Here is a 24,191-nt window from a genome sequence, read left to right as displayed (position 1 = left end):
ATATTAAATATAATAGAATTAGTATGTCACACGATCACGGTCATCATAAAGAAACTTTCATTACTAAATACATCTTTAGTCTTGATCACAAAATGATAGCGAAGCAATACCTTATTTCAGGTTTATTGATGGGTATTGTTGGAGTTGTTTTATCTTTATTCTTCCGTATGCAAATTGCATGGCCAGAAGAATCTTTCGAAATTTTCAAAGTATTCTTAGGCGATAATTTCGCGCCAGATGGAGTAATGCGTAATGATATTTACCTTGCTTTGGTAACTATTCACGGAACAATTATGGTATTCTTTGTACTTACCGCTGGTTTGAGTGGTACATTTAGTAACTTGTTAATTCCATTACAAATTGGAGCACGTGATATGGCTTCTGGATTTATGAACATGCTTTCTTTCTGGATGTTCTTCATTTCTTGTGTTATCATGATTGCTTCTTTATTTGTAGAATCAGGACCAGCATCTGCAGGTTGGACAATTTATCCTCCTTTAAGTGCATTACCTCAAGCAATTCCTGGATCAGGTTTAGGTATGACCTTATGGTTGGCTTCTATGGCTATTTTCATTGCATCTTCATTAATGGGATCATTGAACTACGTAGTTACAGTTATCAACTTAAGAACTAAAGGTATGACAATGACAAGAATGCCTTTAACAGTATGGGCTTTCTTCGTAACAGCTATTATCGGTATTGTATCTTTCCCAGTATTATTCTCTGCTGCTTTATTATTAATTTTCGATAGAAGTTTTGGAACATCATTCTTCTTATCAGATATTTTCATTCAAGGTGAAGTTTTACATTACCAAGGTGGTTCTCCAGTATTATTTGAGCACTTATTCTGGTTCTTAGGTCACCCTGAAGTATACATCGTTTTATTACCAGCTTTAGGTATTACTTCTGAAATTATTGCTACCAACTCTAGAAAACCAATTTTTGGTTACCGTGCAATGATTGCTTCTATCTTAGCAATTGCATTCTTATCAACTATTGTTTGGGGTCACCACATGTTTATTTCAGGTATGAATCCTTTCTTAGGTTCAGTATTTACCTTTACAACATTATTAATTGCAATTCCATCTGCTGTAAAAGCGTTCAACTACATTACAACACTTTGGAAAGGTAACTTACAATTAAATCCTGCAATGTTATTCTCTATCGGATTAGTATCTACTTTCATCACTGGAGGTTTAACAGGTATTATTCTTGGAGATTCAACTTTAGATATTAACGTTCACGATACGTATTTCGTAGTAGCTCACTTCCACTTAGTAATGGGTATCTCTGCACTTTACGGATTCTTTGCTGGTGTTTACCACTGGTTCCCTAAAATGTTCGGTAGAATGATGAACAAAAACTTAGGTTACGTTCACTTCTGGGTAACTGCTGTTTGTGCTTACGGAGTTTTCTTCCCAATGCACTTTATTGGAATGGCTGGTTTACCAAGACGTTACTACACAAACTCAGCTTTCCCATTATTTGATGAATTAGCTGATGTGAATGTTTTAATTACGATTTTTGCTATCGTTGGAGCTGCATTTCAAATCGTATTCTTCTGGAACTTCTTCTATAGTATTTTCTATGGTAAGAAAGCAACTCAAAACCCATGGAGATCTAATACTTTAGAATGGACTACACCAGTGGAACATATTCACGGTAACTGGCCTGGAGAAATTCCTGAAGTACACAGATGGCCTTATGATTACAGTAAACCAGGTCATGATGAAGACTTCGTTACTCAAATCACACCAATGAAAGAAGGAGAAGAAGTTTTACATCACTAAGATTTTTTCCACAATATACAAACCTCTCCAATCGGAGAGGTTTTTGTTTTATAACTTTACTTATCTTTGCTTTTATGAACGATAATTTGAATCCGAATAAAGAATCCTATTCTCCGCAAGATATTGATATCGAAAAGGCATTACGCCCGCTTAGTTTTGATGATTTTGCTGGTCAAGACCAAGTGTTAGAAAATTTAATTGTTTTTGTTCAAGCTGCTAATTTACGAAATGAAGCCTTAGACCATACTTTGTTTCATGGACCTCCAGGTTTAGGAAAAACAACTTTAGCGAATATCTTGGCTAACGAGTTAGGAGTGGGAATCAAAATTACTTCAGGACCTGTTTTAGATAAACCTGGAGATTTAGCTGGATTGTTGACAAACTTGGAAGAAAGAGATGTTCTTTTTATTGATGAAATTCACCGTTTAAGTCCAATTGTAGAAGAATATTTGTATTCGGCAATGGAAGATTTCAAGATTGATATCATGATAGAATCGGGTCCAAATGCAAGAACGGTTCAAATCAATTTAAATCCATTTACTTTAGTTGGGGCAACCACTCGTTCTGGATTATTGACGGCTCCAATGCGTGCTCGTTTCGGAATTCAGAGTAGATTACAATATTATAACACAGAATTATTAACCACAATTGTCCAACGTAGTTCATCTATTTTAAAGATGCCAATTACAATGGAAGCTGCAATAGAAATCGCTGGCAGAAGTAGAGGAACACCTCGTATTGCTAATGCTTTATTGCGTCGTGTTAGAGATTTTGCTCAAATCAAAGGAAACGGTAAAATTGATATTGAAATTGCAAGATTTGCATTAAAAGCACTTAATGTTGATGCACACGGTTTAGACGAGATGGACAATAAAATTCTATTAACCATAATCGAAAAATTCAAAGGCGGACCAGTTGGATTATCAACCTTGGCTACCGCTGTTTCCGAAAGTGGTGAAACTATTGAAGAGGTATACGAACCTTTCTTAATTCAAGAAGGATTTATTATGAGAACACCTCGCGGTCGAGAAGTGACTGAAAAAGCCTATAAACATTTAGGCAAAATTAAAAATAATATTCAAGGAGGTTTATTTTAGTTTGATAAACAATAAAGAAAAATACACACAGTTGATAAAAGCCGAAGCCCATCGCCTCGGCTTTTTGTCTTGTGGTATTTCCAAAGCAGGTTTTCTTGAAGAAGAAGCGCCTCGTTTAGAAAACTGGTTAAACAATCAAATGAACGGTCAAATGAGTTACATGGAAAACCATTTTGACAAACGTTTAAATCCAACTTTATTGGTAGATGATGCTAAAAGTGTCATTTCTTTGTTGTTGAATTATTATCCTTCCGAACTTCAAAATCAAGATTCGTATAAAATCTCTAAATACGCTTATGGACAAGATTATCATCACGTCATAAAGGAGAAGTTAAAGGAATTATTACATTTCATTCAAACTGAAATTGGCGAAGTTTCAGGCAGAGCGTTTGTAGATTCGGCACCAGTTTTAGATAAAGCTTGGGCGGCAAAAAGTGGCTTGGGTTGGATTGGAAAAAACAGCAATCTTATTACTCAGAAAGTAGGTTCGTTTTATTTTATTGCCGAATTAATTATCGATTTAGAATTAGATTATGATACACCAACAACCGACCATTGTGGTTCTTGCACTGCTTGTTTAGATGCTTGTCCTACAGAAGCTATTGTGGCTCCGTATGTTGTGGATGGAAGTAAATGTATTTCGTATTTCACCATTGAATTGAAAGATAATTTACCACAAGAAATGAAAGGTAAATTTGACGATTGGATGTTCGGTTGCGATGTTTGCCAAGACGTTTGTCCTTGGAATCGTTTCTCAAAACCACATAATGAACCGCTTTTTCAAGCGAATTCAGATATTTTAAATTTCTCAAAATCGGATTGGGAAGAAATTACGGTGGATACTTTTCAGAAAGTATTTAAAAATTCTGCTGTGAAACGAACCAAATACGAAGGCTTACTTCGTAATATCAATTTTTTGAAGAAATAAAATTGTAAAACTTTTTCAGTCAAAAAATATTTTCCAAAAGAAAACTTTGACGTAGCTTTGAGGGTTATTAAAAAGAAAATTTAAAATTATGGCATCAGGATTTTTCGCAATCTTAGACGATATCGCTGCATTGATGGACGATGTGGCAATGACAAGTAAATTAGCAACCAAAAAAACAGCAGGAATTTTAGGAGACGACTTAGCAGTTAATGCCGAAAAAGCAACTGGATTTTTAGCTTCAAGAGAAATTCCGGTGTTGTGGGCGATTACAAAAGGCTCGTTTATCAATAAACTAATTATTCTGCCAGTAGTTTTTGTTTTGAATTGGTTGTATCCGCCAGCCATTAAAGCAGCTTTAATTATTGGAGGAGTTTACTTAGCCTACGAAGGTGTGGAGAAAATTATCGAATATCTTTTTCATCGTGCTAAAAAAGGTGAAGAAGTTATCAAAGAAAGTAAGCTTGAGGAAGATAACGAAAATTCTGAAAAAGCAAAAGTAAGTTCGGCTATTAAAACCGATTTTATTCTTTCGCTTGAAATTGTCATCATCGCTTTAGGAACAGCAATGGAAAAAGAACATCCATTGATTACCCAAATTTTAAGTGTAACTTTTGTAGCCATTATTGCTACCGTTGGAGTTTACGGAATTGTAGCTTTAATTGTACGTATGGACGATGCTGGTTTTTATTTAATGAGAAAAGGCAACGATAAAGGATTCTTATCTTCTTTAGGTGGAATTTTGATTAAAGCATTACCACTTGTTATTAAATTCCTTGCTGTCGTAGGAACTATCGCACTTATCTTAGTTTCAGGAGGTATTTTTCTTCATAATATCGAATATATTCATCATTTAGTGCCTCATAGTATTCCATCAACGGTAGCTGAATTTGGAGTTGGAATTGCATTTGGATTAGTAGCAGTTTTATTGATGACGGGTTTTAAGAAGGTGAAGGGTTTGGTTAAAAATTAACTGTTTTTGGCTGTTTTATTTCTTAAAACTTTTTTCAAAAGAATGCCAAAATAATTTCTCATTTTATACGTATACCCTTATATTTGTAAGTTAGTAAAATAAAAAACCATGCATAAAGATAGTAAACGTAGAGAAGCCTTATTATATCACGCAAAACCTACACCTGGTAAAATTCAGGTAGTTCCCACAAAAAAATATGCAACACAAAGAGATTTAGCTTTGGCTTATTCTCCAGGAGTAGCAGAGCCTTGTTTAGAAATTGAAAAAGACGTTAATAACGTTTATAAATATACCGCAAAAGGAAATTTAGTAGCCGTAATAACAAACGGAACCGCTGTTTTAGGTTTAGGAGATATTGGTCCAGAAGCTTCAAAACCTGTAATGGAAGGTAAAGGTTTGTTGTTCAAAATCTTCGCTGATATTGATGTTTTTGATATCGAAGTTGGAACAAAAGACATTGAAGAATTCATTGCAACGGTAAAAAATATTTCTCCAACTTTCGGAGGAATTAACCTAGAAGACATCAAAGCACCAGAATCTTTCGAAATTGAAAGACGTTTGGTTGAGGAATTGAATATTCCAGTAATGCACGATGACCAACACGGAACCGCTATTATTTCATCAGCCGCTTTATTGAACGCAGTAGAGTTAGCAGGCAAGAAAATGGAAGATGTGAAAATGGTCATTTCTGGAGCTGGTTCGGCTGCCATAGCTTGTGCTAATTTATATGTTTCTTTCGGGGTTAAGCCTGAAAACGTAGTGATGTTCAACAGTAAAGGGGCATTACGCAAAGACGACCCAAGAGTTTCAGACATGCAACGTGTGTACGCAACAGATAAACATTACGATGATTTAGCACACGCTATGAAAGGTGCCGATGTATTTATCGGATTGTCATCAGGAGATATCGTTACACCTGAAATGTTGTTAGGAATGGCGGATAATCCTATCGTTTTTGCGATGGCAAATCCAACTCCAGAAATCAATTATAATTTAGCTATCGATACAAGAAAAGATATCATTATGGCAACAGGCCGTTCTGATCATCCTAATCAGGTAAATAATGTGCTTGGTTTCCCGTTTATTTTTAGAGGCGCTTTAGACGTTAGAGCGACTAAAATCAATGAAGAAATGAAGAAAGCTGCTGTAGTTGCCTTAGCTAATTTGGCAAAAGCATCAGTTCCAGAACAAGTAAATATTGCATATGGCGAAACCAAATTAACGTTTGGTCGCGATTATATTATTCCAAAACCATTTGACCCAAGATTAATTGCCGAAGTACCACCAGCAGTTGCAAAAGCAGCAATGGATTCAGGTGTAGCGACAGCTCCAATTACCGATTGGGAAAAATATAAAGACGAATTATTAGAACGAATGGGTTCTGATAACAAAATGATTCGTTTGTTAACCAATAGAGCGAGAACGAATCCAAAACGTATCATTTTCGCAGAAGCAGATCAAATAGATGTGTTAAAAGCAGCGCAAATTGTACATGAAGAAGGTATTGGGTTCCCAATTTTATTAGGAAACCAAGAAATTATAAAAGAATTAAAAGAAGAAATAGGTTTTGATACTGAAGTGCCAGTTTTTGATCCAAAAACTAAAGAATCTGAAGCTAAAAGATTAGAATATGCGAAGCATTTTTGGGAAACCAGAAAGCGCAAAGGAATTACCTTATTAGATGCTGAAAAATGGATGCGTGAGCGTAACTATTTTGGTTTAATGATGGTAAACACAGGAGAAGCAGATGCTTTGGTAACTGGATATTCAAGGAGTTATCCATCAACGATTAAGCCTGTTATTCAATTAATTGATAAAGCGCCAGGTGTTTCTAAAATTGCTACAACCAATATGATGATGACCGCGAGAGGTCCAATTTTCTTATCGGATACAGCGATAAATCCAAATCCTTCTGCCGATGATTTAGCTAGAATTGCTTTAATGACAGCTAAAACCGTAAAAATGTTTGGAATGGATCCTGTAATTGCAATGGTGTCTTACTCCAATTTTGGTTCATCACACAATGAAGGACCAAGTAAAGTAAGTCAAGCAGTAGCCTATTTACATGAAAATTTCCCAGATTTAGTGGTGGATGGAGAAATTCAAACGGACTTTGCTTTGAATCCAGACATGCTAAAAAGCAAGTTTCCATTTTCAAAATTGGTAAATAAAAAAGTGAATACGCTTATTTTTCCAAACTTAGATTCAGCAAATATTACTTACAAATTATTGAAAGAGCTGAATAAGGCTGAATCAATCGGTCCAATTATTTTAGGATTAGACAAACCAGTTCACGTATTTCAATTAGGAGCAAGCGTGGAAGAAATGGTAAATATGGCAGCAGTAGCTGTTGTAGACGCTCAAGAAAAAGGAAGAAAGCTTAACAAATAATACAAATATGATAGCGCACATTCAAGGAAGATTAGTTGAAAAGACACCTACCGAAGTCATTATTGACTGTAATGGTGTGGGCTATCATATCAATATTTCATTACACACTTATTCATTATTACCCGATTCTGAAAGTCTGAAATTATTCACTTTTTTACAAATCAAAGAAGACGCTCATACGTTGTATGGTTTTGTAGAAAAACAAGAACGTGAATTGTTTAAATTATTACTTTCGGTTTCCGGAGTTGGAGCTAGTACTGCTAGAACTATGTTGTCTTCGTTAGCGCCTAGTCAAATTATTCAAGCAATTGCTTCAAATGATGTTGGAACGATGCAATCTATGAAAGGAATTGGAGCCAAAACAGCCCAACGAATTATCTTAGATTTAAAAGAAAAAGTGTTAAAAGTGTACAATTTAGATGAAGTTTCGGTCATTGAAAGCAATACAAATAAAGATGAAGCGTTATCTGCTTTAGAAGTTTTAGGTTTTGCTAGAAAAGCTGCCGAAAAAGTCATCGATAAAATTATTAGAGAAACCCCAAATGCCTCTGTAGAAAACTTAATAAAACAAGCTTTAAAAAATTTATAAAACTTGAAAAATATCAACATAAAAGCAATTAATAAATTACAATATAGTCTTGCATTATTATGTGTGCTCTTTTCTTTTTCGCTACAAGCACAAGTAGATGAAGAAGCACAAGATTCTGTAAAAACGGGTGTTGATTTAGGTAAGTTAACAATGCCTAATCCTGTGAGTATTTTAGATAAATATACCTACGATGCTGCTTCTGATCGTTATATTTATACCAGTTCTGTAGACGGATTTAATATAAATTATCCATTGATACTTACGCCAAAACAGTACCAAGAACTTGTTTTGCGTGAGCAAATGCGAAAGTATTATCAAGAGAAATCGGCTGCTATGGACGGTAAAAAAGCAGGTTCAGAAGAAGCGAAGAAAGATTTATTACCAAGATATTATGTGAATTCTAAGTTTTTTGAAACTGTTTTTGGAGGTAATACTATTGATGTAAAGCCAACAGGTTCGGTAGAAATTGATTTAGGAGTTCGTTTTACAAAACAAGATAATCCTTCTTTTTCTCCAAGAAACAGACAAACCACCAGTTTTGATTTTGATCAGCGAATTAGTGTTGGTTTACAAGGAAAAGTAGGAACGCGTTTGAATGTTAACGTAAATTATGACACACAATCTACTTTTGCGTTTCAAAATTTAATAAAATTAGAATATACACCAACAGAAGATGATATAATTCAAAAAATTGAAGTTGGTAACGTTAGTTTTCCGCTTTCAAATTCGTTAGTTCGTGGTGCGCAAAGTTTATTTGGAGTTAAGGCACAATTACAGTTTGGAAAAACAACATTTACAGGAGTTTTTTCGGAGCAAAAATCACAAACAAAATCAGTAACAGCTCAAGGTGGAGGAACACTTCAAGATTTCGAAATTTTTGCTTTGGATTATGATGCTGATCGCCACTATTTCTTATCGCAATATTTTAGAAACAACTATGATAAAGCTTTAGAAACATTCCCGTACATTAACTCTCGAGTACAAATTAATAGAATTGAAGTTTGGATAACCAATAAGCAAAACCGCGTAAATTCTACAGAAAATAATCTTAGAAACATCGTGGCACTTCAAGATTTAGGAGAAGCACCATTAACGGGTGTTTTACCACAAGAAACGGTTCATATAAATTTAACGTCTCATCCTAACTTTTATAATGTTCCGGCCAATACACCTTCTAATAATGCCAACAATAAATATGATCCAAATGGTATTGGAAGTAATTTTTTAAATAGTTCCATTAGAGATGTTTCTTTAGCGTCAAATGGTTTTAGTCCTACTATTGGTGCTTCTGAAGGAATTGATTTTGCAAAACTTGAAAATGCAAGAAAACTAACCCCATCAGAATATACGTATCATCCACAATTAGGATATATTTCGTTAAACCAAAGATTAGCAAACGATGAAGTTTTAGCGGTTTCTTATCAATATACCATTGGAAGTGATGTGTATCAAGTGGGTGAATTTGGTACTGATGGAGTTGATGCAACAAATGTTGGAGGAACAGGTATTCCAAATTCACAAGCACTAATATTAAAATTATTGAAAAGTAATTTAACTATTAATGAATATGAATTAGCAGGAGTTGATTATACTATGCCAACTTGGAACTTGATGATGAAAAATATTTATCAAATTCCTGGAGGGTATCAATTGCAACAAGAAGATTTTAAATTAAACATTCTTTACACAGATCCTTCTCCTTTAAACTATATTTCACAATCAGGCATCGATCCACTACCAGCTGATGTTGAGCAGACACCTTTGCTAAAAGTATTTAATTTAGATCAGTTAAATTATACAAATGACCCACAAGAAGGTGGTGACGGTTTCTTTGATTTCTATCCAGGTTTAACAGTGGATACGCAACGTGGAAAAATTATTTTCCCAAAAGTTGAACCTTTTGGTAAACATTTATTTGAAAAATTAGACGTTCCAGCCTTAGTAGAAAATTATGATGATCCATTAACATATAACACGAATCAAGTAAAATATGTTTTTAGAAACTTATATAAAAATACCCAAGCGGCTGCTTTACAAGAAAGCGCTAAAAATAAGTTCCAGTTAAAAGGACGTTTTAAATCTATGGGTGGCGATGGAATTTCTATTGGTGCCTTTAATGTGCCTCAAGGTTCTGTTGTGGTAACGGCTGGAGGAAGAGTTTTAGTAGAAGGAGTAGATTATACGGTAAATTACCAAATGGGTAAGGTGAATATTTTAGATCCTTCATTACAAGCATCTAATACTCCAATCGAGGTTTCTGTTGAAAATAATTCAGTTTTTGGTCAGCAAACTAGAAGATTTTGGGGTTTAAATGTAGAGCATAAATTTAATGACAAGTTTTTAATGGGAGCCACTATTTTAAACATGTCTGAAAGACCATTTACCACCAAATCAAATTATGGTCAGGAATCGGTGAATAATACTATTTTTGGGTTTAATACAAACTACTCAACTGAAGTACCATTCTTTACAAGATTAGTAAACAAGTTACCAAATATTGATACTGACGTACCTTCAAATTTATCATTTAGAGGAGAAATTGCTTATTTAAAACCAGGTAGTTCTAAAGCAGATCAATTTAATGGAGAGGCTACAACTTATATAGATGATTTTGAAGGTTCTCAAACAACTATTGATATGCGTTCGCCGTTAGCTTGGACATTATCAAGTGTGCCATTAGAAGATAATTATGATGGAACAACTGGTGCGGTTGAACCTCCAGTGAATGATTTAAATGTAGGAAATAAAAGAAGTAAACTTTCTTGGTATACAATTGACCCTGTTTTTTATACGCAAACTCCATCTGGAATTGATGATGATGATTTATCATTCAACAAAACTAGACGTGTTTTTAGTCGCGAATTGTATCCTGTTACTGATATTGCTCAAGGAGAAACATCTGTTATTTCTACACTCGATTTAAGTTATTTTCCTAAGGATAGGGGTCCTTATAATTTTAATCCAAGTCTAAGTGCAACCAATCAGTTTTCCGATTTAGAAGCTCCCGAAACTTGGGGAGGAATCATGCGTTCGATTAATTCAACCAATTTTGAACAATCAAATGTAGAATATATTCAGTTTTGGGTAATGGATCCCTATTTTGGAAATACAGGTGATGTTACAGATCCTACCAATACTGGAAAATTAGTTTTCAATTTAGGTGAAATATCGGAAGATATATTGCCAGATGGTAGAAAATTATATGAAAATGGTTTGCCAGAAGTTGGTTCGGTACAACCTACAATCAGTACTGCTTGGGGTGAAGTTCCAGCATCACAATCTTTAATTTATGCATTTGATACAAACGAAGGAAACAGAGCAGTTCAAGATGCTGGTTTTGATGGGTTAACTGATGCGGAAGAAATTGCTAAATTCACCGATTTTGCATCGTATCCTGACCCTGCTGCTGATAATTACCGATTCTATTTAGAGACTTCAGGTGATATAGTTACGCGATATAAAAATTATAATGGATTTGAAGGAAATTCACCTGTTACGGTTACCAACGATAACAGAGGAAATACGACTTTTCCAGATGTAGAAGATGTAAATCGTGACAATACGATGAACACCATTAATGCGTATTTTAAATTTGAAGTACCATTTCAGCCTTATCCAGATGGCGGAGTTCCTGTGGGACAAAATTATATAGCGGATGTTAGAGAAGTAAATAATGTTGATTTACCTAATGGAGATATTGGAAAGGTTAGATGGATATTATATAAAATTCCAATTTTAGAGTTTACCGATGCAAATAAAGTAGGTCCAATTTCTGATTTTCGTTCTATACGTTTCATGAGAATGTACATGAGTGGATTTAAAGATGAAGTAACTTTACGTTTTGGAGCACTAGATTTAGTAAGAGGAGAATGGAGACGTTATACAGGTAATTTCGATGAATTAGATACTGATCCTGATGATGAAAATACTGGTTTTGATGTTGTAGCTTTAAATATTCAAGAAAATGGACAAAGAAGTCCTATCAGATATGTAACACCTCCTGGAGTTGTTAGAGAACAATTGTATAATAACAACACCGTAATCAACCAAAATGAACAATCACTTTCTTTGCGTGTTTATGATAAATTAGGTGGAACAGTTAATGGTTTAGAGTCAGATGACGCGAGAGCAGTTTTCAAAAATGTGAATGTTGATATGCGTCAGTTTAAAAAACTTCGTATGTTTTTACACGCAGAAGCTGTTCAAGATAATGATTTACAAGACGATGAATTAATTGCTTTCATTCGTTTCGGAAACGACTTTACAGATAACTTTTACCAAGTTGAAATGCCTTTGAAAGTTACACCTTATGGTGCTTCAACTCCAGAGGAAGTATGGCCTTTAGAAAATGAAATTGAACTTCCGTTAGATTTGTTAACGAAGTTAAAAATTTTAAATCTTCAAAACGACCCTATCATTACAGTTGAACCAAATGGAATTGGATATGTAGAAGAGGAAGCAATTGGTTCTTCAGACAACAGATTAACTCTTGGAATTAAAGGTAATCCAAACTTTGGATTGGTTCGTACCTTAATGATTGGTATTAAAAATAAATCAGGAGATATTCAACGAGGAGAAGTTTGGTTTAACGAACTTCGTATGTCAGACATGGACAATAAAGGAGGTTATGCAGCGGTTGCTAATTTAGATACCAACTTTGCTGACTTTGCAAATGTTTCTGCGACAACAAGAGTAAGTACTATTGGTTTTGGTGCGTTAGAACAAGGTCCAAATGAAAGAAGTAGAGAAGATGTTTTTCAATATGACATTGTAACTAATCTTAATTTAGGAAAGTTATTGCCAAAAAAATGGGGTATAAATTTACCATTTAACTATGCAGTAGGTGAAGAAACTATCACGCCAAGATTTGATCCTTTTTATCAAGATATCGAGTTAGATCAGTTATTAGATATTACAACTGACGCTACAGAAAGAGCAAATATTGAGCAAAGAGCTATCGATTACACGAAAAGAACGAGTTTTAATTTAATTGGTGTTAAAAAAGAAAAAAATCCAGAAAAGAAAACTCATTTTTATGATGTAGAGAATTTAACGTTGTCTTACTCATTAAACGAAACTGAACATCACGATTATGAAATCGAAAATTTAATTGACAAACAAAACAGAACAACGGTTGATTACGCTTATACATTTAAGCCAAAATCGGTTGAGCCTTTTAAAAACACCAAATTATTTAAGAAAAGTGGTTATTATAAAATGTTAAGCGATTTTAATTTCAACTTTTTACCAACGAATGTTTCCTTTAGTTCTAATATTATTAGACAGTTCAATCGTCAACGTTTTAGATTGGTTGAAGTGCAAGGAATTGGCTTAGGTGATTTGTATAGAAGAAATTATTTCTTTAACTATACGTATGGCTTTAATTACAATTTAACAAAATCACTTCGTTTAAATTATACGGCTTCGTCTAATAATATTGTGCGTAATTATTTAGATGAAAATGATTTGCCAATTGATGGTTTAGATATTTGGGATGATTATTGGAATGTTGGAGAATCAAATCAACACAACCAACAATTAGTTGTTAATTACGATTTGCCAATTAATAAAATTCCGATACTAAGCTTTGTAAAATCTACTTATACTTACACAGGAGATTATAATTGGCAACGTGCTTCAGATGCATTTTCAACAATTACAGGAGAAGATGGAAATATTTATGCTTTGGGTAATACAATTCAAAACGCAAATTCACATAAGTTGAATACAACTTTAAATATGGATATGTTTTATAAATATATTGGATTAACCAAAACAAAAAATAATAAGAAAAAACCAGTTGCAAATAAAGATAAAAGTGTTGCTCCAAAACCAGGACAGCAAATAACAGCGCCAAAAAATAATATAACTTCAGAACGAAGTATTTTTGCAAGTGGCTTAATAGGAGTAATTACGAGTGTTAAAAATATTCAGATAAATTATTCAGAAAATAACGGAACTGTTTTACCTGGATATTTACCTGGATTAGGGTTCTTCGGTTCTTCTAAACCTACTTTAGGATTTGTTTTCGGAAGCCAGTCAGATGTTCGATATGAAGCAGCAAGAAATGGTTGGTTAACTTCGTTCCCGGAATTTAATCAAAATTTCACTCAAGTTGAAAACAAGAAATTAAATTTAACTGCTAAACTTGAAGTGTTTCCTGATTTAACAATTGATTTAACTGCTGACAGAACATATGCCTATAATTTCTCTGAGCAATTTGATGTTTCGGGTGGGCAATATAATTCTAGAGCGCCTTATGATTTTGGCAATTTCAATATTTCAACTATTTTAATATCAACAGCATTTGCTCAAAGTGATGTTAATTTTTCTCAAACATTTCAAGATTTTAGAGACAATAGACTACTTGTTGCTAATAGGTTAGCAGAGGGTTATTATAATGGAGGACCATTTCTTAGAGATGCTGAGGGTTATCCAGTAGGTTTTGGTAAAAACAGTCAGCAAGTATTGTTGCCTTCTTTTTTAGCAGCCTATTCAGGTCAAGATGCTGAAAAAGTTTCAACAGGTGTATTTAGAAATGTACCATTGCCAAACTGGACATTAAAGTATACTGGACTTATGCGTTATAAATGGTTCAAAGATAATTTCAAACGTTTTTCATTACAACATGGTTACAGAGCAAGTTACAACGTAAATGCGTTCCGTTCTAATTTGAATACAGCGCCTGTAGATGCAAATGGAAATTTCTTTGCTTCTAAGATTATTTCAAATGTTAATCTTGCTGAGCAGTTTAATCCATTAGTTAAAGTTGAATTTGAAATGAAAAATTCAATTAAAGTGCTTGCCGAAATTAAAAAAGACAGAACATTAAATATGAGTTTTGATAACAACTTGCTTACAGAAGTTAGTGGTAATGAATATATAATTGGTTTAGGGTATCGAATTAAAGATGTAACTATAAATTCAGCATTAGCAGATAATGTATCAGGAGTTATAAAGAGTGATATTAATATTAAAGCCGATTTTTCTCTTAGAAAAAACAATACAATTGTACGTTATTTAGATTATGATAACAATCAATTGGGTGGAGGGCAAGATTTATGGTCTATTAGATTAACTGCCGATTATTCGTTTAGTAAAAATTTAACTGCTATTTTCTTCTACGATCATCAATTCTCTCAGGCAGTTATTTCAACTTCTTTCCCTATTACAAATATTAGAAGTGGATTTACCTTAAGATACAATTTCGGAAACTAATAGATACTAAAAGAAAGTAAAAACAACCGTCCAAAATCAATTATTGTACGGTTGTTTTTTTTATACAAAAAAATAACAAAAACCTTTTTTTCAATTCAATAAATACAATTACATTTGTACGTCAAAAAATTATAACCAAATGAATATACCAACTAATTTAAAATACACTAAAGACCACGAGTGGGTTTCAATTGAAGGAGATGTTGCAACAGTAGGGATTACAGATTTTGCTCAAAAAGAATTGGGTGACATCGTGTATGTTGAAGTTGAAACTTTAGATCAAACTTTAGATAAAGACGAAGTGTTTGGAACGGTTGAAGCAGTTAAAACAGTTTCAGATTTATTTTTACCATTATCAGGAGAAATTATCGAATTTAACGATTCTTTAGAGTCAGATCCAGAAAAAGTAAACACTGATCCTTACGGAGATGGTTGGATGGTAAAAGTAAAATTTTCTGATGCTTCAGAAGTAGAAACACTTTTATCAAGTGAAGATTATAAAGCACTTATCGGAGCGTAAGTTTTTATTTCTTGCTATAACTTGGACGATTTTTGTTACAGTTGCAAGTTTGGTAAGTTTTAATTCGGTTCCAAAAGTAAAAGTAGTCGGAAGCGATAAGGTAGTGCACTTTTTATTTTACTTAGTATTTGTTATATTCTGGAGCTTAGCAAAAAAACAATCTTATTTTAAAATAAATTATAGTTTGTTAATTGTTGTTATAGCAATAGTATTTGGCATAATTATTGAGATTTTACAAGGCGTATTGACCAAAACCAGACAAGCTGATTTTTATGATGTAGTCGCTAATTCGTTAGGGGCAATTGTAGGATTTTTGGGTTTGTTCTGTGTAAAAGATAAAATTTTTAATAAATTTTTTTAAAACATTTCTAATATTAACTATATTAGCACCTCAAAATTAAAATTATGGAAGTAAAGAAAAATCCTAGTGTAGACCCTAAAAGAAATAGTTCTCTATATTTTCTTGTAGGTCTTACAGCTGTTTTAATGTTAACTTACGTCAGCATAGAGCTAAAATCGGAAGATCCAAGAGTTGAAGTTGAAAAACTTGAGATTGCAGATAATATGATGGGAGAGGATGAAGAAGTTATTTTAACTATGCCTCCTGTACAAAAATTACCACCACCACCACCACCAGCTCCTGAAGTAATTCAAATTGTAGATAACAAACAAGTTATTGAAGATAAAAAAATTGAAACTACTGAAGTAGATGAAAATAAAGCAGTTGTGGTTAATACAGCATCTTCTTACGGTGAAGAAGGTGGTACGGCTGAAGAAATTGATGAAGAAGTACCTTTTGCAGTTATCGAAGACGTACCTGTTTTCCCTGGATGTGAAGGTGTTGCAAAAAACAAACGTTTAGATTGTTTTATGGAGCAAATGGCTAAACACATCAAGAAAAACCAACAATATCCTGAAAGAGCCATGGAAGATGGTATTCAAGGTAGAGTTTCTGTTTTATTCGTAATAGATAAAGACGGTGGTATCTCAAATGTACAAGTTAGAGGTCCTAAAGGTGGAGAACTTTTAGAAAAAGAAGCAAAAAGAGTAATCGAAAAATTACCAAAGTTTAAACCTGGTATGCAAAGAGGTAAACCTGTAAAAGTAAAATACAGTCAGCCAATTACATTCAAGTTACAATAATATTTAATCCCAACTTTTTAGTTGGGATTTTTTTTGGCATATAAATTGTATAGATTAATTAACAAAGCGTTAACTATTAATCTATATATTATGAAAGCAAATGTTGATTTTCCGAAAAGAGTAAAAAATAGTTTTATCTATTTCCAAGTTGGTTTAATTGCTACTATGTTAGTGGTGCTTTTTATTCTTGAATTTAATTTTAAAGACACATCAAAATCTATTGGTTATGTGCCTCCTATTGAAATTAGTTCAGAGCCAACATTTGTTTATAACCCTGCGCCAGTAACTAAACCTCAGTCAGCTACAAAACCTGTGGTGGTTAAAGTTCCTAAAGTAGCTCATGTTTTTAAAGCGACTAAAGACGAACCCAAAAAAGACGAAGATAAAGCGCCAATTGCAACGCAAGACAATCCAACGGATAACCCTAAAACAGATACAACCCCAGTAGATAATCCAAAAGATAGTGGTAATGGAGGAGGAACTACTGAAGCTCCAACTGTTTTTTCAGTAGAGCAATTACCAATGTTTGAAGCTTGTAAAGGATTAAGTAGAAGTGAACAAAAAGCATGTTTTGATGAGCAATTATCAAAAGCTATAGTAAAACATTTAACTTATCCTGAAAGCGATTTAGAAGATGGTAAACAAGGTGTGGCGCAAGTTGATTTTGTTATTGATGAGAAAGGAACTATAACAAGTGTAAAAGCTTTAGACAATAAAAGAGCTACAATTGAAATGCAAAAAGCAGCGGAAAAAGCGGTAAAAAGAATACCTAAATTAATTCCTGCAAAGCAAGGAGATAAAGCAGTAAAAATCAAATATTCAATCCCTGTAGTCTTCAAAATAAGATAATAAAATATTATTACTATAAAAAGTCCCATTTCGATGGGATTTTTTTATTTTTACACTTTCATAATCCAATGTAAAATGAACATTAAGCACTATTTAGACTCTACTTATCTTAAAACAGCAGCTCAGGCGAATCTTTCTGAAAAAGAGAACACCCAAGTTGTGGTGAATTGTATTCAAGAAGCCATCGATAATGACTTTAAATTAATCATGATTCGTCCAGACAAAGTAGCTTTGGCAAAAAAAATGATTCAAGATGCAAAATCTAAAGTTACCATTGGAACAGTTATCGATTTCCCTTTAGGAAACGGAACTTTAGAAGATAAATTAGTTGAAGCCAAACAAGCTATCGAAAATGGTGCTGATGATTTAGACTTCGTGGTAGATTATGAAGCATTCAAAAGAGGTGAAGTTGATGCAGTGAAAGAGCAAGTTTTACAAGGAACAAAATTAGGTTTAGCACATAATAAAATTGTAAAATGGATTATTGAAGTTGCAGCTTTAGATAATCATCAAATTGTGCAGCTTTCTACATTAATAAAGAATGTGGTAATTGCTAATTTTGCCGAAAAAGAATATGATAAAGTATTTGTTAAATCATCAACAGGTTTTTATAAAACGCCAGAAGGTGTTCCAAACGGAGCAACTGTTGCAACGATAAAATTAATGCTAGAAAATTCATTTCCATTACCTGTAAAAGCAGCTGGTGGAGTCAGAACGTATGAAGAAGCGGTTGAAATGGTGCAATTAGGTATCAAAAGAATTGGTACATCGGCAGCAAAAGCAATTGCAACTGGCGAAATTTCAAATAGCGATTATTAAAAATATCTTATGAGAAAAATATATAGTTTTCTGTTGTTAGTTTTAGGATTTACAACTTTTGCTCAAAGTTCAACTAACGAACAATTTCCAGTATTTTCAGAATGCGAAAATGCTGTCGGAAAACAACAAGAGACGTGTTTTTACAATACGATTCAGAATTATTTTTACAATAATTTTAAAGTTTCACAAGAACTTCAAGAGCAAAATTTTAAAGGAACTGTAATTGCAGTTTTTGAAGTAGATACTATTGGGAATTTCAAAGTTATCTATACAGATGCTTCACACGAATCATTAAAAAAAGAGGCTAACCGCGTTTTTGAATCGTTACCAAAAATAAAACCTGCTACTTATTCAGGAAAGCCTACGTATTCAAAGTTTTCGATTAAAATCAATATTCCTTTAATAGCGCCAAATGCACAAGAAGATTTGGCAACAAAATATGCTAAAACGAATACAGTTTTAATTGATAACAAAAAAGAATTATCTGAATATGATGATATAGTTTATAAACCATTCGAAAATCCACAATTTAAAAGTTCTGGAGTTGTGCCGTTTTCACATCAAAATTATGGTGTTTTTGATGCTTTAATGAATCAAGTTGGAGCTAATAATCATACTGCTTCAAAACCTTATTCGTATGACGAAGTAGCAAAATATTATGATTTTGAAACCGTAAACAAAGCTTTTTTAAAGCAAAAAGAATCTTGGTGGGGAAGAAAAATATGGAATGAAAATCTAGTAGCCATTCAAGGTGAGGAATATTGGTTTACTTTAAATCCAATTTTCGATTTTAGAGTAGGAAAAGATACAGAAAGCGAAGCTTCAAATACATTTGTAAACACAAGAGGTTTAATCGTAAACGGAGGTTTAGGAACGCAATTAACTTTTACAACTTCCATTTATGAAAGTCAAGGAAGGTTTGCAGATTATTACAATGCTTATGCCGAAAGTATTCGCCCTTCAGGAGGAAATCCGGCAATTATTCCGGGAATTGGAATAGCAAAACGATTCAAAGAAGACGCTTATGATTTTCCATTGGCGGAAGCAAACATCAAATACCAGCCTAGTAAGTTTGTAAATCTTCAGTTAGGTTATGGTAGAAATTTCTTAGGTGATGGTTATCGTTCTTTATTGCAAAGTGATGGTGCTAGTCCGTATCCGTATTTTAAAATCAATACCACTTTTTGGAAAATTAAATATACGAATACCTACATGTGGTTAAAAGATGTACGTGATTTAGCAACAGTTGAAGGTACTTACGCTACAAAATACATGGCAAGTCATTATTTGAGTTGGAATGTGACCAAAAAATGGAATTTAGGTTTCTTTGAAAATGTGGTTTGGACTGACACTAACGAAAGAGGTTTCGATTTCAACTTTGTAAATCCACTAATTTTTTACAGAACGGTTGAGTTTGGTTCGTCATCTAAAACAGGAAATGCTTTATTAGGAGTTTCTTCAAAGTACAAATGGAATAACAGTATTAACTTTTACGGTCAGTTCTTAATTGATGAATTTGCTATTGGAGATGTAAAAGAAAGTAATCAAAGTTGGAGAAATAAATTTGCTTACCAAGTTGGGGCTAAATATTACGATGCATTCAAAATAAAGAATTTGTTACTTCAGGTAGAATACAATCAAGTGCGTCCTTATGTCTATTCGCATAGTAACCCAATTACGAATTACGGTCATAACAATCAAAGTATGGGGCATTTATGGGGAGCAAATTTTAGAGAATTTGTGGCAATCGCTCGTTATTACAGAGGAAGATATTTTGCTGATGCCAAATTAATTTACGGCCAACGCGGATTTGATTTCAACAACGGAACCGATAATTTCAACTACGGAGGAAATATCTATTTAGATTACGACGAAAATCGTCCGTATGACACAGGAGTTTCTATTGCTCAAGGAAATAAAACTACTGTTATGATTGCTGATTTGCAAGTTGGATACCTAGTAAATCCAGCCTACAACCTGAAAGTTTTTGGAAATGTAATGTTAAGAAATTTTGACCCAACAGCGGAAACTGCGGCAACAGTTCAATCGAATACTACTTGGTTTTCCATTGGGTTAAGAAGCGATTTATTTAACTGGTATTTTGATTATTAGTAGATTTAACTATTTTCTGTAATTTGTTAAAAGGAAATCAATAATCTTATTTGTATCTTTGCACGCAATTTCACAGCGAAAAACACTAAAGTGGACACGAATACACAACCTCAAATTAAAAAATCTCTTTACAAAGACTTTGTAGAAATTACAAAGGCGCGCTTATCTATTAGTGTAGTGGTTTCAACTATTGCAGGTTATTTGTTAGGATTTAATGAGGAACAACCTTTTCAATGGCTAGTTTTAGTGCTATTAATCGTTGGAGGTTATTGCATGGTTGGTGCTTCCAATGTTTTCAATCAGATCATCGAAATTGAATTAGACGCCAAAATGGACCGAACTAAAAATCGTCCATTACCTTCTGGTCGAATTACAAAACAAAATGCTTTTATTTTAGGTTGCGTTTTAACCGTTTTAGGATTAGCTATTTTATACAATGTAAATCCTAAAACTGCAATGTTTGGCGCGATTTCGATTTTCATGTATGTGAGTTTGTACACGCCTTTAAAAACTTTAACGCCACTTTCTGTATTTGTTGGAGCTTTTCCTGGAGCTATTCCTTTCATGTTAGGTTGGGTAGCGGCTACAGGTCATTTTGGTATTGAAGCAGGAACATTGTTTATCATTCAATTCTTTTGGCAATTTCCACACTTTTGGGCAATTGGTTGGTTTTTATACGACGATTACAAAAAAGCAGGTTTTTTCATGTTACCAACAGGTAAAAAAGACAAAAAAACTGCTCTTCAAACGATACTATACACCATTTGGATGATTTTAGCTTCGATAATTCCAGCTTTCGGATTCACCGGAAACTTAATTTTATCGAAAACTGCAGCGGTAATCGTATTTTTATTAGGATTGTGGATGTTGTTTTATGCGGTACAATTACACAAACAAATGGATGCAAAAGCAGCAAGAAAATTAATGATAGTAAGTGTATCTTATATTTCTTTGTTGCAAATAATATATGTGATAGATAAATTTTTACGATAGTTATGGAAAATAGAATGACATTGGAAGAAGAACAAGCTCGCAAAGGCAAAACCTACAAATTGTTATTGTGGTTTGGAATGATTAGCATTTGTATGATTTTCGCAGGATTAACTAGTGCTTACGTTGTAAGTAAGTCAAGACCTGATTGGTTAAAAGATTTTGTATTGCCTTCTGCTTTTGTAATCAGTACAGTAGCTATGTTAGTAAGTAGTTTTACTTTTTATTTAGCATTACAAGCTACAAAAAAAGATAACAGAAGTATGGCTACAACCTTTTTATTGCTTACTTTAGCGCTTGGAATTGCGTTTATAGTATTACAATTTAAAGGATTTGGACAAGTAATCGAAAATGGTTATTTCTTTACAGGAAGTGAAAGTAATGTAACAACTTCATTCTTGTATATTGCTGTTTTGGTTCACATTGCTCACCTTTTAGGAGGTATTATTTCGCTTTTAGTAGTAATTTATAATCATTATAAACAAAAATACAATTCGGCTCAAACCCTTGGTATAGAGCTAAGTGCGATGTATTGGCACTTTATGGATTTTATTTGGGTTTATTTGTTTTTATTTTTCTATTTTTTCAAATAGAAAAAAAATAATAAATTTGGGAACTTTTTAACAATTAAAAAATTTATGGGAGCGACAGTTATTTCAGACGAACACGCTTTAGACGGAGGTCCAGGACCATTAGGAGCAACCTATGGTAAAATGATGATGTGGTTTTTCATCTTATCAGATGCATTAACTTTTTCTGGTTTCTTAGCCGCGTATGGTTTTTCAAGATTTAAATTCATTGAAACTTGGCCTATCGCCGATGAAGTTTTTAACCACTTTCCATTTTTACATGGTGTAAATGCGCCAATGTATTATGTAGCGTTAATGACTTTTATCTTAATTTTCTCTTCAGTTACTATGGTTTTAGCTGTTGATGCTGGTCATCACATGAAAAAATCAAAAGTAGCGTTCTACATGTTTTTAACTATTATCGGAGGTTTTATCTTCTTAGGTTCTCAAGCTTGGGAATGGAAAAACTTCATCAAAGGAGAATATGGTGCATTAGAAACTAAAGGAGGTTCAATCTTACAGTTTGTTAAAAAACAAGAAGATGGTACTTTTAAAAGAGTAGCTCTTGCTGATTTTTCTGCTACATTACATGAAGAAAGAACACAACACGAAAGAAATAATGGAGTTTGGTTCATGGACGAAGCTACATTGCCAACCTATTCCGTTAATGAAGTAGTAGAAGGTTTCAAAGCTGATGAGTCGATTTTAATTCGTTCTGAATTTTTGAATGCTGAAAAACATAAAACAGTTTTATCAAGAGAAGAGTCTTTAAAAAGATTAGCAGACGCTAAATATGTAGTTGAAGGTGCTAACTTAGTTAGAAACGAATACGGTCATAAATTATTTGCTAATTTCTTCTTCTTTATTACAGGTTTCCACGGATTCCACGTATTTACAGGAGTATTGATTAATATCATCATTTTCTTTAATGTGTTATTAGGTACTTACGAAAAGAGAAAAAGCTACGAAATGGTTGAAAAAGTTGGATTATACTGGCACTTTGTCGATTTAGTGTGGGTATTCGTATTTACTTTCTTCTATTTAGTATAATTATATAATAAAAGTATATCATGGCACACGCACACGAATCAAATACAAAGAGAATTTGGATAGTTTTTGGAATTCTATCTGTAATTACTATCGTAGAGGTTTTATTCGGAATCTATAAACCTAAATCATTATTTTTTACTAATTTTTTAGGAATGAACTTATTGAACTGGTTGTTCATCATCTTAACTATTGTAAAAGCATATTACATTACTTGGGCATTCATGCACATGGAAGGTGAAAAAAAATGGTTTAGAAGATCAATTGTTTGGACAGTTACGTTCTTAATCCTTTACTTATGCTTTATTTTGTTAGTAGAAGGAGATTACGTTTACGAAGTTTTCAAAACAGGTCACTTAAAGTGGATATTTTAACACTTGTTTCTAATATATAATCCCGATTTACATCGGGATTTTTTTTACTTTTGTATGAACAAAATTAGTTTCATCTAATGAAAAATAAATTAGTCCTCATATCTCTTTTTATATTGCCTATTGCCATTTATTTGGTGTTTTCTACGGCATCTCATAATTCTCTTTTTTTACCAACGATTTCTAAAAACAATCAAGAAATTCCTTCCGATTGGTCAAGTTTAGACGGAACAAAACAGGCAATGAAAGGAAAAATTACTGTTTTAGGTTTTGTAGGTACAGAAGTAATTACAAATCGCGGTAACTTTTTCAATCTGAATCAGAAGATTTATAATAAATATAAAGGGTTTAAAGATTTCCAAATGATTATGGTGGTTCCTTCAGGAAAGGAAAAAGAATGTCAACAAATCATAGATGAATTAGATCCCATTACAGGAGATATGAGTGGTTGGAAGTTTGTTTTTTCAACTCCAGAAAAAATTCAGGAATTCTATGATAGTTACAAATTGAACGGTCAGTTAGATGATAACAAAGGAACTCCAGCGGTTATTATTGTTGATAAAGAATTGAATCATCGCGGTAGAAACGGAAAAAATCGAAAAGGTGAGAACGAGTATAAAGAAAGTTATAACACCATTTCGGCTGCCGATTTACACAATGAAATGACAGATGATATAAAGATTATTTTACGCGAATATCGTTTGGCACTTAAAAAGAATAAGAACGAAAGAAAAGATGCTTTTAGAGATAATATCAAAGAAAACATTGAAAAACAAAAGTAATTTGTC

General features: G+C 33.1%; 18 protein-coding genes. All 18 read left to right on the top strand.

Annotated features, from left to right (window positions below; translation table 11 throughout):
* Positions 1-23 precede the first annotated feature (23 nt).
* The 18 genes from C8D80_RS06060 to C8D80_RS05975 all read left to right on the top strand — a co-directional run bounded on the left by C8D80_RS06060 (position 24) and on the right by C8D80_RS05975 (position 24,185).
* Positions 24-1,790 (top strand): cytochrome c oxidase subunit I, encoded by a 1,767-nt coding sequence (locus C8D80_RS06060; protein ID WP_133608423.1) that lies wholly within the window; start codon positions 24-26, stop codon positions 1,788-1,790.
* A 74-nt stretch (positions 1,791-1,864) separates the two neighbouring features.
* Entirely contained in the window at positions 1,865-2,887 is a 1,023-nt protein-coding gene (gene ruvB, locus C8D80_RS06055; protein ID WP_133608421.1) for a Holliday junction branch migration DNA helicase RuvB, read from the top strand.
* Position 2,888: 1 nt separating this feature from the next.
* Complete coding sequence (queG, locus tag C8D80_RS06050; protein WP_133608419.1) at positions 2,889-3,815, top strand: tRNA epoxyqueuosine(34) reductase QueG; 927 nt, start codon at positions 2,889-2,891, stop codon at positions 3,813-3,815.
* Between the two features lie 88 nt (positions 3,816-3,903).
* On the top strand, positions 3,904-4,785 hold the full coding sequence (locus tag C8D80_RS06045; protein ID WP_133608417.1) for a DUF808 domain-containing protein: 882 nt from the start codon (positions 3,904-3,906) through the stop codon (positions 4,783-4,785).
* A gap of 108 nt (positions 4,786-4,893) precedes the next feature.
* Positions 4,894-7,176: an NADP-dependent malic enzyme gene (locus tag C8D80_RS06040; RefSeq protein WP_133608415.1), complete on the top strand. Its 2,283-nt coding sequence runs from the start codon at positions 4,894-4,896 to the stop codon at positions 7,174-7,176.
* Between the two features lie 7 nt (positions 7,177-7,183).
* Entirely contained in the window at positions 7,184-7,765 is a 582-nt protein-coding gene (ruvA, locus tag C8D80_RS06035) for a Holliday junction branch migration protein RuvA (protein WP_133608413.1), read from the top strand.
* Between the two features lie 3 nt (positions 7,766-7,768).
* Positions 7,769-14,983, top strand: coding sequence for a T9SS outer membrane translocon Sov/SprA (gene sov, locus C8D80_RS06030; RefSeq protein WP_394364577.1), 7,215 nt, complete (start codon positions 7,769-7,771; stop codon positions 14,981-14,983).
* Positions 14,984-15,122: 139 nt separating this feature from the next.
* Complete coding sequence (gcvH, locus tag C8D80_RS06025) at positions 15,123-15,503, top strand: glycine cleavage system protein GcvH (RefSeq protein ID WP_133608411.1); 381 nt, start codon at positions 15,123-15,125, stop codon at positions 15,501-15,503.
* The gene (locus C8D80_RS06020; protein ID WP_133608409.1) at positions 15,472-15,864 is read left to right on the top strand and encodes a VanZ family protein; all 393 of its coding nucleotides are present in this window, start codon (positions 15,472-15,474) and stop codon (positions 15,862-15,864) included. The genes gcvH and C8D80_RS06020 overlap by 32 nt, the downstream gene beginning before the upstream one ends.
* A 44-nt stretch (positions 15,865-15,908) precedes the next feature.
* The gene (locus C8D80_RS06015; RefSeq protein ID WP_133608407.1) at positions 15,909-16,646 is read left to right on the top strand and encodes an energy transducer TonB; all 738 of its coding nucleotides are present in this window, start codon (positions 15,909-15,911) and stop codon (positions 16,644-16,646) included.
* Positions 16,647-16,736: 90 nt separating this feature from the next.
* Positions 16,737-17,495 (top strand): energy transducer TonB, encoded by a 759-nt coding sequence (locus tag C8D80_RS06010; RefSeq protein ID WP_133608405.1) that lies wholly within the window; start codon positions 16,737-16,739, stop codon positions 17,493-17,495.
* Between the two features lie 75 nt (positions 17,496-17,570).
* Positions 17,571-18,314: a deoxyribose-phosphate aldolase gene (gene deoC, locus C8D80_RS06005; protein ID WP_133608403.1), complete on the top strand. Its 744-nt coding sequence runs from the start codon at positions 17,571-17,573 to the stop codon at positions 18,312-18,314.
* Positions 18,315-18,323: 9 nt separating this feature from the next.
* Positions 18,324-20,426, top strand: coding sequence for a gliding motility protein RemB (locus C8D80_RS06000; protein ID WP_133608401.1), 2,103 nt, complete (start codon positions 18,324-18,326; stop codon positions 20,424-20,426).
* Positions 20,427-20,516: 90 nt separating this feature from the next.
* A complete protein-coding gene (gene cyoE, locus C8D80_RS05995; protein ID WP_133608399.1) occupies positions 20,517-21,419 on the top strand; it encodes a heme o synthase in 903 nt (300 codons plus the stop codon).
* 2 nt (positions 21,420-21,421) lie between these two features.
* A complete protein-coding gene (locus C8D80_RS05990; protein ID WP_133608397.1) occupies positions 21,422-22,009 on the top strand; it encodes a cytochrome c oxidase subunit 3 in 588 nt (195 codons plus the stop codon).
* Between the two features lie 45 nt (positions 22,010-22,054).
* A complete protein-coding gene (locus C8D80_RS05985; protein ID WP_133608395.1) occupies positions 22,055-23,035 on the top strand; it encodes a cytochrome c oxidase subunit 3 in 981 nt (326 codons plus the stop codon).
* A gap of 20 nt (positions 23,036-23,055) precedes the next feature.
* The gene (locus tag C8D80_RS05980; RefSeq protein WP_133608393.1) at positions 23,056-23,406 is read left to right on the top strand and encodes a cytochrome C oxidase subunit IV family protein; all 351 of its coding nucleotides are present in this window, start codon (positions 23,056-23,058) and stop codon (positions 23,404-23,406) included.
* 77 nt (positions 23,407-23,483) lie between these two features.
* Positions 23,484-24,185, top strand: a complete 702-nt coding sequence (locus C8D80_RS05975; protein WP_133608391.1) for a hypothetical protein — start codon at positions 23,484-23,486, stop codon at positions 24,183-24,185.
* Positions 24,186-24,191: the final 6 nt, after the last annotated feature.

The sequence above is a fragment of the Flavobacterium cheniae genome (assembly GCF_004363695.1).
Lineage (GTDB): Bacteria > Bacteroidota > Bacteroidia > Flavobacteriales > Flavobacteriaceae > Flavobacterium > Flavobacterium cheniae.
The sequence above is the reverse complement of the archived record's forward strand: the minus strand, read 5'-3'. Positions and strand labels throughout refer to the sequence as shown.

Excerpts from the sequence above, each read along its gene's own strand:
- ruvB (WP_133608421.1), top strand. The coding sequence starts at position 1,865 with ATGAACGATAATTTGAATCCGAATAAAGAATCCTATTCTCCGCAAGAT.
- C8D80_RS06040 (WP_133608415.1), top strand. The coding sequence starts at position 4,894 with ATGCATAAAGATAGTAAACGTAGAGAAGCCTTATTATATCACGCAAAA.
- C8D80_RS05990 (WP_133608397.1), top strand. The coding sequence starts at position 21,422 with ATGGAAAATAGAATGACATTGGAAGAAGAACAAGCTCGCAAAGGCAAA.
- C8D80_RS06015 (WP_133608407.1), top strand. The coding sequence starts at position 15,909 with ATGGAAGTAAAGAAAAATCCTAGTGTAGACCCTAAAAGAAATAGTTCT.
- C8D80_RS06060 (WP_133608423.1), top strand. The coding sequence starts at position 24 with ATGTCACACGATCACGGTCATCATAAAGAAACTTTCATTACTAAATAC.
- gcvH (WP_133608411.1), top strand. The coding sequence starts at position 15,123 with ATGAATATACCAACTAATTTAAAATACACTAAAGACCACGAGTGGGTT.
- deoC (WP_133608403.1), top strand. The coding sequence starts at position 17,571 with ATGAACATTAAGCACTATTTAGACTCTACTTATCTTAAAACAGCAGCT.
- C8D80_RS05985 (WP_133608395.1), top strand. The coding sequence starts at position 22,055 with ATGGGAGCGACAGTTATTTCAGACGAACACGCTTTAGACGGAGGTCCA.
- C8D80_RS06045 (WP_133608417.1), top strand. The coding sequence starts at position 3,904 with ATGGCATCAGGATTTTTCGCAATCTTAGACGATATCGCTGCATTGATG.
- C8D80_RS06010 (WP_133608405.1), top strand. The coding sequence starts at position 16,737 with ATGAAAGCAAATGTTGATTTTCCGAAAAGAGTAAAAAATAGTTTTATC.
- C8D80_RS06000 (WP_133608401.1), top strand. The coding sequence starts at position 18,324 with ATGAGAAAAATATATAGTTTTCTGTTGTTAGTTTTAGGATTTACAACT.
- ruvA (WP_133608413.1), top strand. The coding sequence starts at position 7,184 with ATGATAGCGCACATTCAAGGAAGATTAGTTGAAAAGACACCTACCGAA.
- C8D80_RS05980 (WP_133608393.1), top strand. The coding sequence starts at position 23,056 with ATGGCACACGCACACGAATCAAATACAAAGAGAATTTGGATAGTTTTT.
- C8D80_RS05975 (WP_133608391.1), top strand. The coding sequence starts at position 23,484 with ATGAAAAATAAATTAGTCCTCATATCTCTTTTTATATTGCCTATTGCC.